This is a genomic window from Ruegeria atlantica (assembly GCF_013033965.1).
Classification (GTDB): Bacteria; Pseudomonadota; Alphaproteobacteria; order Rhodobacterales; family Rhodobacteraceae; genus Ruegeria; species Ruegeria atlantica_D.
Genome location: NZ_WQFE01000008.1, coordinates 95082 through 108733, shown reverse-complemented (window position 1 = coordinate 108733; position 13652 = coordinate 95082). Strand labels below are relative to the sequence as shown.

Annotated in this window: 14 protein-coding genes; 8 read left to right on the top strand and 6 right to left on the bottom strand. The window is 57.3% G+C overall.

Annotated features, from left to right (window positions below):
• The first annotated feature begins 135 nt into the window (after positions 1–135).
• The gene (locus GOW16_RS15000; protein ID WP_170416406.1) at positions 136–588 is read left to right on the top strand and encodes a GNAT family N-acetyltransferase; all 453 of its coding nucleotides are present in this window, start codon (positions 136–138) and stop codon (positions 586–588) included.
• 727 nt (positions 589–1315) lie between these two features.
• Here the strand turns inward: GOW16_RS15000 and GOW16_RS14995 are convergent.
• The 5 genes from GOW16_RS14995 to GOW16_RS14975 form a co-directional block, all read right to left on the bottom strand.
• Positions 1316–2302, bottom strand: coding sequence for a zinc-dependent alcohol dehydrogenase family protein (locus GOW16_RS14995; protein WP_170416404.1), 987 nt, complete (start codon positions 2300–2302; stop codon positions 1316–1318).
• A gap of 78 nt (positions 2303–2380) precedes the next feature.
• Positions 2381–3226, bottom strand: coding sequence for an enoyl-CoA hydratase/isomerase family protein (locus GOW16_RS14990; RefSeq protein WP_170416402.1), 846 nt, complete (start codon positions 3224–3226; stop codon positions 2381–2383).
• A gap of 92 nt (positions 3227–3318) precedes the next feature.
• Positions 3319–4107 carry an SDR family NAD(P)-dependent oxidoreductase gene (locus tag GOW16_RS14985; protein ID WP_170416400.1) on the bottom strand — a complete coding sequence of 263 codons (789 nt, stop codon included), beginning with the start codon at positions 4105–4107 and terminating at the stop codon, positions 3319–3321.
• 12 nt (positions 4108–4119) lie between these two features.
• On the bottom strand, positions 4120–5085 hold the full coding sequence (locus GOW16_RS14980) for a TIGR03571 family LLM class oxidoreductase (RefSeq protein WP_170416398.1): 966 nt from the start codon (positions 5083–5085) through the stop codon (positions 4120–4122).
• Positions 5086–5098: 13 nt separating this feature from the next.
• Positions 5099–5875 carry a CmcJ/NvfI family oxidoreductase gene (locus tag GOW16_RS14975; RefSeq protein WP_170416396.1) on the bottom strand — a complete coding sequence of 259 codons (777 nt, stop codon included), beginning with the start codon at positions 5873–5875 and terminating at the stop codon, positions 5099–5101.
• 113 nt (positions 5876–5988) lie between these two features.
• Here GOW16_RS14975 and GOW16_RS14970 point away from each other — a divergent pair, with 113 nt between their 5' ends.
• The 5 genes from GOW16_RS14970 to GOW16_RS14950 all read left to right on the top strand — a co-directional run bounded on the left by GOW16_RS14970 (position 5989) and on the right by GOW16_RS14950 (position 9717).
• On the top strand, positions 5989–6894 hold the full coding sequence (locus tag GOW16_RS14970) for a LysR family transcriptional regulator (protein ID WP_170416594.1): 906 nt from the start codon (positions 5989–5991) through the stop codon (positions 6892–6894).
• 189 nt (positions 6895–7083) lie between these two features.
• Positions 7084–7872 carry an exodeoxyribonuclease III gene (locus GOW16_RS14965; protein WP_170416394.1) on the top strand — a complete coding sequence of 263 codons (789 nt, stop codon included), beginning with the start codon at positions 7084–7086 and terminating at the stop codon, positions 7870–7872.
• A 76-nt stretch (positions 7873–7948) separates the two neighbouring features.
• Positions 7949–8866: a thioredoxin gene (gene trxA, locus GOW16_RS14960; protein WP_170416391.1), complete on the top strand. Its 918-nt coding sequence runs from the start codon at positions 7949–7951 to the stop codon at positions 8864–8866.
• Between the two features lie 27 nt (positions 8867–8893).
• Positions 8894–9535: an LON peptidase substrate-binding domain-containing protein gene (locus tag GOW16_RS14955; protein WP_170416389.1), complete on the top strand. Its 642-nt coding sequence runs from the start codon at positions 8894–8896 to the stop codon at positions 9533–9535.
• Positions 9532–9717, top strand: a complete 186-nt coding sequence (locus tag GOW16_RS14950; protein WP_170416386.1) for a Trm112 family protein — start codon at positions 9532–9534, stop codon at positions 9715–9717. Before GOW16_RS14955 ends, GOW16_RS14950 begins: the two co-directional genes overlap by 4 nt.
• Here the strand turns inward: GOW16_RS14950 and GOW16_RS14945 are convergent.
• Entirely contained in the window at positions 9714–10976 is a 1263-nt protein-coding gene (locus GOW16_RS14945) for an FAD-dependent monooxygenase (protein ID WP_254429796.1), read from the bottom strand. The genes GOW16_RS14950 and GOW16_RS14945 overlap by 4 nt on opposite strands.
• 54 nt (positions 10977–11030) lie before the next feature.
• On the opposite strand from GOW16_RS14945, the gene GOW16_RS14940 reads away from it, so the two are divergent.
• Together GOW16_RS14940 and GOW16_RS14935 are read left to right on the top strand one after the other, a co-directional pair.
• Entirely contained in the window at positions 11031–12359 is a 1329-nt protein-coding gene (locus GOW16_RS14940; protein WP_170416385.1) for an amidase, read from the top strand.
• A gap of 108 nt (positions 12360–12467) precedes the next feature.
• Entirely contained in the window at positions 12468–13649 is a 1182-nt protein-coding gene (locus GOW16_RS14935) for an aminotransferase class I/II-fold pyridoxal phosphate-dependent enzyme (RefSeq protein ID WP_170416383.1), read from the top strand.
• Positions 13650–13652: the final 3 nt, after the last annotated feature.

Genomic DNA, 13652 nt, shown 5'->3' with positions numbered 1-13652 from the left:
GCCAAAGCTATTGAAGACAGGGGTTGCTCAGAATTTTAGTACTGCTGGGCAACCCCTGCTGATCTATTGAGAGTCCATTTTGCGATGACAGGCCAACGTCCGGCTGAGTGCGCAATAAAGCCAAGGAGACCAAAATTGATTGAATTACGTTCACCACGGCGAAGTGAGCTCGAAGCGGTGACGGATCTGTGTATGCGATCCAAGGCCTTCTGGGGTTATGATGCGGATTTCATGAACGCTTGTCGAACAGAACTAACTGTGACGGAAAGCGATCTGTCTGAAGAAGCCATTGTCTTGTCTGTGCAAGGTTCAGAGATCACCGGAGTTGTTCAATTGTCTTTCGATAGGAAAACTGTGTGTCTTGAAAAACTCTTTGTCGATCCTGCGTACATGGGGAAAGGGATTGGGCGGTGCCTGTTTACTTGGGCGCGGGACAAATCGCGGCTTCGGCAAGCTATGCGTTTGGTTGTTGAAGCTGATCCCGACGCTGTTCCGTTCTACACAGCAATGGGCTGTCGCGAAGCGGGAAATGTGCCATCAGGTTCGATACCTGGAAGGTATCTTCCGCGCCTCGAATTCGAACTATAACTTGCCTGAAAACACCGGGATTCGATGCCTATTCTGACGTCCACTTGAAACAAGCTTATCTCAATTTCTGGTCATACAATGGGCGCTGGGAACCTATGTTGCCCCGGCCAGGACCGCAAAGATTGCTGCATGGTCCTGGTTTTTCGTCGACAGCTCAGGCTCCGTTCTGGTGGGCGCGCCATTCTACGTTGATCTGAACCTGTCATCTCTAGTCCTGATCCAGATGTCCTGTCGCCCTAGGACGGCAAACAAACATGCAAAATCTTGACGTGAAGCGGCATTTATTAGGTTTGGAAAGGAAGACTGTCTTTGACAGAAAACCGTCAACGGTTGAAGCGACGACAACGGAGGTTTTCACTCCGGACATACTGGTGTTCTCAAGGGTGCGGCCTCTTTCAATACCTGACCTGAGCCGCTCGTGTATGTCCACGAAGTGCTAGTTCAACGACCATCGGATTTCGCGTCTGTAGCGAATGGTAGCTAAGCGGGCTGCGAACGCAGCAACTGGACCGGTATCTGAAAAGCAGGTATGGGCCGTTGGATATGTCGTGGAGAACGGGACAGGGACTTGTGCTGCTTCTGCACCGAGGTCTACGGTGAGCCCAAATCGACCGATGCTACGCTTTGCACGAAGGTCTGCTAAGCACTGATAGTTGTCATAAATTGCAGCTCAAACTGAGTTGGTGCGCAAGGTCGTTTTGCGGGCACCAATCTCAGCTGAAACTTATCACAGCTCCACTACGACTTTTCCGACCTTAGACCCATTCGTCAGGTGCGCATAGGCTGCGCCGACGTCAGACCACCCAAACTTCTGTTCGTCGACAATCGGTTTGAGCGCTCCGTCATCCGCCAGTTCCGCCAGTGTCCTCAGGATGTCGCCATGTGTTTGCCGCCCAACATCGTGCATCATCGGGATCAGCATGAAAACGACATGCAGAGACAGACCTTTGAAATGCGCAGGCGTCAAATCAATCTCGACCATCGCGACCGTTGAGGCGACATGGCCATTGAGCCTGGCGGCTTCGAACGAGTTGGTCATGTTCGGACCGCCAACGCTATCAAACACCATATCGAAGCCCACACCGTCGGTGTTCTCAGCCACGTAATCCTGGACCCTTTGCGTTGTGAAATCTATCGCGTGCGCGCCCAGCTCTTCGATCAGGGTCATCTGATCCTCGCCGCGACCCGTTGCGGACACTTTGGCACCAAGGTGGCGGGCGATTTGGATAGCAATATGACCAACGCCACCGGCGCCGCCTTGTACCAGCACGGTCTGCCCTTCGCCAACACCAGCGCGGGTCAGCCCTTCGTAGGCGGTGATGCCGACGAGAGGCAGCGCTGCGGCTTCCCGCATGCTCAGCGTCTTGGGTTTGTGGGCAATCAGGCGGGCATCGGCATTAATGTACTCTGCCAGAGCGCCCGGGATTTCCATCAACCCACCCGCGCAGCCATATACATCATCACCTATGGCGAAGCCTGTCACGCCTTCGCCAATTGCAACGACCGTGCCAGCGAAATCCATGCCAAGCACGGCGGGCAATTGGGGTGACAGAGGCAGGTCCGTACCCATGCTTCGGATCATTGTGTCGACGGTGTTGACGCTGGTCGCGGCCACTTTGACAACCACATGTCCAGAAGTCGCGACCGGGTCGGGTGTTTCAGCAAGCTCGAATAGCGCATCGGGTCCGTAAGAGTTGAGAACCATTGCCTTCATTGAGGTTTTCCTTTGTGAAATGTTGTCAGGCCCACATGGAAACCACGCCGCCTGACGAGTTTGTTGTCTTGGGGGTGGTCAGTTGATGTGCTGCACCTGCATCACCAGATCGCCCCACTTGCGCTGGTTCTCGATGTCGTGTTCCAAACCTTGTTCATCCGCGATCGTGAAACGTTTGACGGCCGGAGTTTTGCTAGTCGCTTGATATAGCCAATAGGCTTCGGCCTTCAGCGCCTCATCGATGGGCTTGTCGATGGATTCATAGACCATCTGCTTGCAGGCATTGATCGACTCCGCAGGGAATTGTGCGATCCGTTCGGCCAGTGCGGTCACATAGGGGCCGATCTCATTGGGCTCCAAAACCTTGTTGATGGTGCCGAGGCGCTCTGCATCATCCGCGTCATAATCTTGTGCGCTCAGGATGATCTCAAGCGCTTTGCCAAGGCCGGTTTGACGGGCCATGCGCGAGGCGCCGCCACCGCAGGGCAGGATGCCCATTCCGACCTCCATCTGCATGAACTTGTACTTTCCCCGTGCGGCAAATCGCATATCCAACGCTAAGGCCAATTCGTGCCCGCCACCGCGCGCGAACCCTTCCAGCTTTGCGATAGTAGCCTGTGGCACCTTGCTGATCCGCTCGCAGACCGACTGCAGGTCCAAAAGCTGGGCGTCCTCGCGGGACACGGCCTCAGTCGACATGTCCTTGAGCAGGTCGGTGTCGTAGTGGCAGACCCAGATTTCCGGATTGGCGGATTGAAAGATCACGACCTTGGTGTCGCGGTCCCGCTCTAACCGCATGGCCAGACTGTTGAGGTCGGCCAGCATTTCCTGGCCCTGCACGTTCACGGAGCCAAAGTTGAAGGTGACCGTGGCGATACCGTTTTCGACGGCTACGTCAAAGGTTTGGAAGTTCTCATACTTCATCAGGCAGTCCTTTCTTGGGCCTCAACGCGGTGTGCGTGAGGGATAGGGGAGTGTTAAAGGTGGAAGTGCGCAGCGCTTTCGCGCCGGGATGGTCAGCCCGTCCGGCTGATCAAGCCTTTGATGGTATTCATGACGTCGGCAGCGTGGTTCTTATCGCGCGCTGCGGCATGCGGATCAGCGAAAGCCCCACTATCATTGTCGAAATAGGCACCTGATGCGTCAGCGAACCGTGCACCCAAGGCAGCGTCAATCAGGATGTCAGCGCCGATGTTCATATCGTTCCCAGCCAAACCAAAGCCTTCTTTCACCATCTTTGAGGCCAGAAGTGATCCGGGATTTACAGCGACCATCACTGGCGCATTGGACAGCGATTTGGCCCATTCGCGGGTCCAGATAGTGATCGCCAATTTACTTTGGGCGTAGGCTTCCATATCCGCCAGCGGCACATTGCCCTGCATGGCCTTGATGTTCACCGGGGCCTGCGCTGCCGATGACAGGTTCACGACACGCCCGTCGGCGGGAATGATCAGCAGCAGCAATTCGGTTAGCAGAAACGGTGCAAGCGTGTTCACGACAAAGCGGATGTCCTGACCATTTTCAAGCACGGTCTGCGGGGCTTTCAGCACGCCTGCGTTGTTAATCAACACATCCAGTTTGTGATGCTTGGCCCGAACGTTTTCGGCCAGTTTTCGAACCGCGGACAGATCGCTCAGATCAGCGGCATAGGTTTCAACATCGCCTCCGACGGCGGCAGCCGCGCGCTCCAATTTGGGTACACTGCGACCATGCATCAGCACTTTGTGCCCGTCGGCGGCCAGTTTCTTTGCCGTCAGCAGGCCAATACCGTCGGTTGAACCTGTGATAAGAATAGTCTTGGTCATAAGTGTGATCCTTTACGAAAAGTCAGGCAGCACAGTGTCCGCCAAATGTTCGAGGGTTGTATCGATGGGTGCTGGATTGAACCTTAGGTTCAATGCGACGTGATTGACGCCGAGCGTCTCAATCTCACGCAGATAGCTGCGCAGGAAATCAGTTCCAGACTGAAACCCAAGATGGATTGGGCGTGGTGGTGCGGCGGGGTCGGCAACGACATCGACATAGAGCGATTGCATAACAGGCTTATCCGGTTGACCCGCCGCCTTCACACGTCTGCGGTAGTCTGCGATGACTTGACCCTGAGCCGCCGCGGTACGCGGATAGGTCATCCAGCCATCTCCGTTCTGCGCGACCCAATTGTGTGTTTGTTGGCTACCACCGGTAATGAGCATCGGCAGACGCGTCCCGTGCGGCTTTGGCAATAGATCAATCCCGCCATGCAGTTTGCCCTGTGCATTTTCATGCTTGGGGTAAGCCGATCCAACCGTGCGGATATAGTTAACACTATCGCGGAAACGTGCCCCCCGGTCGTCAAAGCTCTGGTTCATCGCCGGGTACTCCTCGGGCCGGTCACCGGAAGCTACACCCAAAAGCAACCGCCCGCCCGAGAGCACATCTGCCGTTGCTGCGGCCTTGGCGACATGAGCGGGGTGACGCAATGGCAGGATCACGCTCGACGTTCCAAGCGCAATCCGTTCCGTCGCTGTCGCCAACGCCCCTAGATAGACAAATGGGTCAAGAACTTGCCCGGGATCACCGAAGCTTGTAACATTGAAGGGCACGTCCCGAAGCCAAAGTGCCGCAAACCCAAGCGCCTCGGCTTTCCGAGCCGCTTCCAAGTGCCCTCGTAGCGTCGGCTCTGCGCCGACAGCATAGGCTTCAAGAGGCAACACAAGGCCAACGCTCAATCGCCCGGGACGGAATACCTGGTTGTAGGCCAAATTGATTTGCTCAAACTCAGCCGGTTGCGTTTTATCCAACATCTCTAGCCCTCCTTCAATAGCGCACCAAAGTGCGACTTTCGATGCTTTTGCGAACGGTAGTGATGTTTGGATCCTCGACCATATCAAGGGCGCTATGAGCAATCGAAGCCAGGCCTTGATTGTCATAGATGTTGAAGATCGCGACCTCATCCGGCGTCATCTTGGATTGATAGATCCATTCATGCTTGAGGTTTCCTACCAGCCCCATGATTTGTCCTTTGCGGTCGGGATAGATCAGGTCCAGCAGAATCCAGTCAGATGGATCAATCGATGACGGGCGAACAAAGCCTAGAGGTGCCGAATTGATCGGATGATCCACAGGGCGCCACACATTGATAAAAGCGTAGTGACCTTGCGCCCACTCCTCTGCGGCCTCGGCGCCCAGTAAGTCGATAAGCCGCTGTTCGGCTCCGTCCTTGCTGTAGTCGCTATGGACATTGCGCGCCGGTTTACGCATTGCTTCGGGGTCATCTACCCGAACGGTGTGATCAAAAACCACCACCTCTCGCGCACCCAGCCTGTCCTGCAGTATCGCCTTGAGCTCCGCGTCATAAATCGGTTCCCAGCTGTCGCCTGCAAAGTCTAAGGCCTGCGTTTCCAGTGGCGTGATTTCAACGGCATCACACGCAAATGAAACAGGCGTGGTGGTTGTGCGATTGTCTTCTAACACAACGGATGTCGCTGCCAGTTCAGGGGAAATCAGGTTACCTGCGACCCCGCCAGCATCAAGTTCAAAGGCTTGCCGGTAGGATTTGTGAATATGGTAGTTGACTATGGCTGTCCGTGTCATTTGCGCCTCCTGCCTAAGCTCTGCTGTGTCTGTGAAAGGGATTTAATACTGATCAAATTGCAGATAAACTGCTTAGCAATGGATTGTTAATTCGGATAATGAATATAATGGGCTTGGACACTGACGCGCTTCGATTGTTTATCAAGGCAGCAGAAATGCTGAACATCAGCGCGGCGGGGCGTGACCTGGGCATGGCCCCGGCAGTCTCCAGCGCAAGGCTTGCCAAGCTGGAGCAGAACCTGGGTTTCGAGCTTTTGCACCGCACGACGCGCAAAGTGTCGCTGTCGGTGGAAGGAGCAGATTTCCTGCCCTTCGCCCGTGAGATCATTGCGCAGGAGGAGGCAGCACTTGCTGCATTGGGCAAGCAAACGACAACGATCAAAGGTACATTGCGGTTTGCTGCACCAAGCAGTTTTGCACAGCTCTACATCGCGCCAATCCTGCCTAAGTTCCTTGAACAGCATCCCGACCTCACTCTCGATCTGCGCCTGTCGGATGTACAGTTCGACCTGATCGAAGGAAGCTATGATCTAGCGCTCAGGAACGCGCCACTTGTCGACACCAGCCTGAAGGGCCGCAAACTGGCTGATGACCAGCGTATTCTTTGTGCGGCGCCACACTACCTCGATACGCACGGCGTTCCCGTTACACCAGCCGATTTGACAAACCACCGTCTGATCGCTTTCCAAAACCTCCAACCGCGGCCACTGATAGGACCAGCAGGCGAGAACGCAATTTTCGATCCCGCATCAGCCAAAGGACAATTGATCATCGATGACGGCCAAAGCCAAGTCCGCGCCACACTAGCCGGAGCCGGTATTTCATTGAACGCTCGATGGAGCGTGCATGATCAACTGAAGTCAGGCCGTTTGGTACGGGTTCTTCCAAACTTTGAGGCCAGTGAAGACAATGTCTTGTGGCTGATCTACCCCAAGTCCAACGTGCTGTCCCCCAAAGTGCGGGTGTTCATGGACTTTCTGGTTGCAGAAATTGGCGCAAAGCCTCCTTGGGAAACATGAGCTCAAATTAAGTTCAGCGTGCTGTCAGACATCCTGACGCCAATGTCGGAGACAGGCGTTGAGCGGACATGCCTTGTCCAATCGCAAAAGTCTGGTTTGTCCGCTCAGTTGCTCTTCGGGGTCGTTTCCTATGGCACCCCATCCCTCACCACGCTAACCTCGCGCCCAACCGCGACAGAGGAGTCCCCTATGCCCTTTACCCTTGCCACCTGGAACATCAACTCGGTCCGCCTGCGCGAGCCTATCGTGCTGAAATTGCTGCAGGAAGAGGCTCCGGATGTATTGTGTTTGCAGGAGTGCAAGTCGCCGGTCGAGAAAATCCCGACCGAGGGGTTTGCAGAACTGGGATACACCCACATGGTTGCAAGGGGTCAGAAAGGGTACAACGGCGTCGCCATCCTATCGCGCCTGCCGATGGAAGAGGTCGGCGATAAGGATTTCGCGGGGCTCGGGCACGCACGCCACATTGCAGGGCGTCTGGAAAACGGCGTGACGATCCACAATTTCTACGTCCCCGCTGGTGGCGACATTCCGGATCGCGAAAAGAACGAAAAGTTTGGACAAAAGCTCGACTACCTCACAGATATGCGCGACTGGTTCCATGCCGAAAAGCCCAAGAAATCCATTCTGGTCGGGGATCTGAACATCGCCCCGCGCGAAGATGATGTCTGGTCGCACAAGCAATTGCTCAAAGTCGTCTCGCACACGCCGATCGAGGTCGAACAGCTTGCCGAAACGCAGGATGCAGGCGGTTGGGTCGATATCACGCGTCAGGATATTCCTGAAGGACAGCTCTATAGCTGGTGGTCTTATCGCGCCCGCGATTGGGATGCCGCGGACAAGGGGCGGCGGCTGGACCACGTCTGGGCCACGCCGGATATTTCCAACGCGGGCCATTCCAGCCGTGTCCTGCGCGATGCGCGCGGTTGGGAAAAACCCAGCGATCACGCACCGGTATTTGCGACATTCGATCTTTGACCCTATAACTCTCCCCTTGGTTTCTGCCCTTTCCGGTTGCATATAGGGGCCAAATTTGAACGAAAGAGTGAATGCCATGGACCTTCTGAACGCCGCAGCCGGACCTGATGCCACCGATCTGATCAAGGATGGATCCGAGGCCACCTTTATGGCCGATGTCGTTGAGGCCTCGCAGGAAACCCCCGTGATCGTGGACTTCTGGGCCCCGTGGTGCGGTCCGTGCAAAACGCTTGGGCCGCTGTTGGAAGAGGCTGTGACCGCCGCCAAAGGTGCGGTGAAAATGGTCAAGATCAACGTAGATGAGGCGCAGATGATCGCCTCGCAAATGCGCGTTCAGTCGATCCCGACTGTCTATGCATTCTACAAGGGCCAGCCGGTCGACGGATTTCAGGGTGCCGTGCCGGGATCAGAAATCAAGGCATTCGTGGACCGCGTGATCGAGGCGGCAGGCGGCGAAAGCCCCGGTGGGCAGCTGGATGACGCTGTTCAGGCCGCCGAAGAGATGCTGGCCGACGGCGCAGCCGTTGACGCGGCTCAGACCTTCGCGGCCATCCTTGGAGAAGATCCAAATCACGCTGGCGCTTATGGCGGTCTGGTACGTGCCCATATCGCATCCGGCGATCTGGAGCAGGCCGAGGCGATTCTGAACGGTGCGCCGGCCGAGATTTCGACTTCGGCCGAGATCGAAGCCGCCCATGCCCAGCTTGAGCTGGCGAAACAGGCTGCGGATGCAGGCCCAGTAGGCGAACTGAAAGCAGCGGTCGAGGCGGATGCCGATAACCATCAGGCGCGCTTTGATCTTGCGCAGGCGCTGCATGCCAATGGTGAGGTCGAAGAGGCCGTTGCGCAGTTGCTGGAACTGTTCCGACGGGATCGCGAGTGGAATGACGGTGCCGCAAAGGCGCAGCTGTTTACGATTTTCGACGCTCTCAAACCCAATGATCCAATTGTTCTGAATGGCCGGCGCAAGCTCAGCTCGATGATATTTGCCTAAATCCTGATCAGAGCTACACTCGGATACATGATGCATCCCGCTGATCTGCCGGAAACGGTATCCGTTTTTCCATTGCCGGGGGCGCTGCTGCTGCCCCGATCCCGCCTGCCGCTGCATATATTTGAGCCGCGCTACCTTCAGATGCTGGACGACGCACTGAAAACGCCCGAACGTCTGATCGGTATGGCCCAGCCGAATCCGTGTCAGTCGAACGAAAGCAAACTGCATCAGATCGGCTGCGCCGGGCGTGTGACGCAGTTTTCCGAGACTGAGGACGGCCGATATCTGATCACACTGACCGGCATTTCGCGGTTTCGGATCAAGTCCGAATTGGATGCGTTTACGCCTTATCGCCGTTGTGCCGTCTCGTGGGACGGGTTTGACCGTGATCTGGGTAAGGCCGAAGCGGACAATGCGTTCGACCGCTCGCGCTTTTTAGATCTGCTCGAACGGTTTTTTTCTTCACGCCAGCTCTCGACCGACTGGGACACATTGAAGGACGCCGATGATGAGCTACTGGTGAATTCCCTGTCGATGCTGCTGGATTTCGACCCCGAAGAAAAACAGGCGCTGCTTGAAGCGCCTTGCCTTCGCACGCGCCGCGAGACATTGGTGACATTGATTGAATTCGCCATGCGCGGCGGATCGAGCGAGGAAAAACTGCAATGACCGAAGCTGAACACCCCTTTGATCGCCATATGCTTGAGGCGCTGATCTGTCCGCAGACCCACACCACATTGCACTACGACGCCAAAAAGCAGGAACTGGTGTCCAAAGCTGCTAATCTGGCTTTTCCGATCCGCAATGGCATTCCGGTCATGTTGGTGGATGAAGCGCGCGAACTGGACTAAATCGCGCGCCCTTGCAGCAGTTTTGGCAGATCTCCGGTTAGCCCGGCGGCCTCACGTACAAAGCCGCGGCGTAATCCGGGCAATGAGTCGACGATTTCCATCCCGATGTCGCGGCCAAAGCGCAGGATCGGGTTGTCGTTGGAAAACAGCTTGTTGAACACATCGGTCGCCATAGCCAGCGCCGCCGTGTCGAACCTCCGCCATTCCTGGTAGCGTTCCAGAACCAGTACCGAGCCGATATCCTCGCCGCGCCGTCCGGCAAGTGTCAGAACCTCGGCCAGCGCGCCGACGTCGCGAAGACCTGCATTCAGCCCTTGTCCGGCAATAGGGTGCATTCCGTGGGCGGCGTCCCCGACCAGCGCCATCCGGTCACCGACGAAAGAGTTGGCGATGGTCAGGTTCAGCGGATAGGTGAACCGGTCGCCCTGCAGGCGGATATCCCCCAGAAAACCTCCGAAACGCGGGCGTAGGACCTGCAAGTAGTCGGCCTCGGGCATGGCATTGATACGCTGGGCCATCTCAGTGCGCTCGCTCCAGACGATCGAGCTGCGGTTGCCGGTCAGCGGGAGAATTGCCAAAGGACCGGGCGGCATAAAGAACTGATGTGCGATCCCGTGGTGGGGCAGATCGTGCTCGATGGCGCAGACCAGCGCAGTCTGACCGTAATCCCAACCCGAGCGCTTAATCCCCGCACGTACCGCGGTTCCGCTGCGGCGCCCATCGCAGCCGACAAGCAGGCTCCCGGTAACCTGGGTACCGTCGTCCAGCGTCAGCTTGACCCCGTTCGCATCGTTGTCCTGAGCGATCACAGTTTTCCCACTGATCTGATTTATGCCCTTTTCCTCGGCCATTGTATCAAGGAATGCGCGGCGCAGGTGGCGGTCTTCGACCATAAAGCCCATCGGACCTTCTTCAATCTCGGCATGATCGAAATGCATGAAGAACGGGGATGGCCCCGCGCCAGCATGTCCGTCAGTGACCTTGATCTCAAGCATTGGCTGGGCGTGTTCCGCCACCTTGTCCCAAACGTTTACCGCAGCCAATAGCCGTTGCGAGGCGAGCGCCAGCGCATAAGCGCGCCCATCAAAGGCTGCGTTTTTTCGGGCTTTTTCGGCCAAGGCGTCGATGACGGTGACAGAATGCCCCGTCTGGGCCAGTGCCAGGGCCAGGGCCGGGCCGTTCAGGCCGCCGCCGACGATCAGGATATCCGAGTTGTGTTCCATGGCCTGCAATATGCGCGCCCTTTCGGGATTGTCCATGTGCGGTCCTGTCGCTACCGTCCCTCAAAGCGCTTTTTTCGCAAGGGGGCAGGGATGCAGGACTGGCTGACCATGACGGCGTGTGATCTGGGCCGAGGTATCGGTATGGGGCAGATCGATCCGATTGAACTGACCGAGACCTATCTGGCCGCCATCGATGCGCATCCGCATGTCGAAAGAATCTATGCCCGCGTTACCCATGATCGTGCGCGGGCCGAAGCGCAGGCCGCGCAGGAACGCGCCAATTTGGGCCTGCGGCGGTCCTTGCTGGACGGTGTGCCCATCAGCTGGAAAGACCTGTTCGACACCGCTGGAACCGCAACCGAGGCTGGATCGGCCCTGCTTAAAGGCCGCGTACCCGAGGCGGATGCGGTAGTCGTACAAAACGCCACAGCAATGGGCACGGTCTGTCTGGGTAAGACGCATATGAGCGAGCTTGCGTTCTCAGGCCTGGGGCTGAACCCGATTACCGGGACGCCCCCGTGCATCGACGATGAAGAGGCGGTGTCTGGAGGGTCATCTTCGGGCGCCGCGGCGTCGGTTGCCTGGGGGCTCGCCGCCTGTGGAATCGGTTCAGATACGGGCGGTTCGGTGCGCATTCCGTCGGCCTGGAACAACCTGGTCGGGCTAAAAACCACTGCCGGACGGGTCAGCCTTGAGGGCACAGTGCCCTTGTGCCTGCGGTTTGATACCGTTGGACCGCTGGCCCGCTCGGTCGAGGACGCAGCCCAAATGCTGGCCTTGCTGGAAGGGCGGACTCCGCCGGATCTTCGCGGGGCCAACCTAAACGGCCGTCGCTTTGCCAACCTTCAGACAGTGGCGCAAGATGATTTGCGGGATGAGCCGCGTAAGGCGTTTGACAATGCCGTGGACAAGCTGCGCGAGGCAGGAGCTGAGATCGTGCCGCTGGAGGTTCCTGAGCTGAACGAAGCTATGGCGCTGTCCGGTATTCTCTACACGACCGAAGCGTATGGGCTGTGGCGTGATGTGATCGAGGCCAACCCCGATGCCATGTATCCTGAGATTCTCGAACGTTTTCGCGCAGGCCGAAATGCGACGGGTGCCGATTACATTGCGGCTTGGTCCAGACTAAAAGCCTGCAGGGCGGCATGGGATGCGGCCACATCCGGGTTCGATGCTGTGCTTGCGCCCACGGCACCCATTCTGCCGCCAAATCTGGATCGGCTGATGGATGACCACGACTACTATGTCACCGAAAACCTGCTGGCCCTGCGCAACACTCGGATTGGCAACCTGATGGGGCTGGCCGCGCTGACGCTGCCGACGGGAACACCGGGCTGCGGGCTGATGATGATGGGCTATCCGGGTTCGGAAGAGGCCCTGTTACGGTTTGGATCGGCCGCCGAGGCCGCATTGGCCTGAATGCCACAATCCCCTGATTCGCCGTCTCTTTGTCTGGACGAAGCAGGGTGCGATCTGTAATCTGCTTGAAAAACGGGGCGAAATGATCCCGGTATTGAGGCAGTAGTTATGAATTTCCCCGAGCGGTTTTCGAACCTACCGGAATATGCATTCCCGCGTCTGCGCACCCTGTTGGATCATCACCAGCCGGGGGGTGATGTGATTCACATGACCATTGGCGCACCGATGCATGATTTTCCAGCGTGGGTCACCGATGTGATCACAGAAAACGCAGCCGGGTTTCAGGGCTATCCACCCAACGAAGGCTCGCCTGAGCTGCGCTCGGCGATCACAGGCTGGATTGACCGCCGCTATGGCGTGTCTATGGATCCCGACACCAATGTGATGGCTCTGAACGGCACGCGCGAGGGGTTGTACAACGCTGCGATGGCGTTGTGCCCCGAGCAGAAGAATGGCGAAAAACCCGTCATCCTGTGCCCGAACCCGTTCTATCAGGTCTATATGGTGGCCTCGCTGTCGGTACGGGCGGATCCGATCTTCGTGCCTGCAACCGCCGCCACAGGTCACCTGCCGGACTATGCCGGGCTGCCAACGGACGTGCTGAACCGCACTGTTGCGGCCTATATCTGTTCGCCTGCAAACCCGCAGGGCGCGGTCGCCTCGCGCGACTATTGGGTCGAGCTGATTCAGCTGGCCGAGACATATGATTTTCGCATCTTTGCGGATGAGTGTTATTCCGAGATTTACCGTGACACTGTGCCAACCGGCGTTTTGACCGTTGCACAGGAACTTGGGGCGGATCCCGAGCGGATCACATTATTCAATTCGCTTTCGAAGCGATCCAATCTGGCCGGGCTGCGTTCTGGCCTGATCGCGGGTGGGCCGCAAACCATCAAGCGGGTCAAGCAGCTGCGAAATTACGCGGGTGCCCCATTGCCGCTGCCTTTGCAGGCAGCCGCCGCCAAAGTCTGGGCGGATGAGGCGCATGTGGTCGAGAACCGCGCGCTCTATCAGGAAAAATACACCATCGCGGATGAGGTGTTCGCGGGGGTGCAGGGTTATATGCCGCCCGAAGCTGGGTTTTTCCTGTGGTTGCCGGTCGAAAACGGCGAGGAAACCGCACTGAGGCTGTGGCAGGAGACCGGTGTGCGGGTTCTGCCGGGCGCATATCTTTCTCAAGGTGATCCGGGACAAAACCCGGGCGAGCAATTTATCCGGGTCGCGATGGTGGCCCCAAAAACAGAGTTGCGGCAGGGGCTGATCACGCTCCGTGACTGCATCTATTCGTGAGGT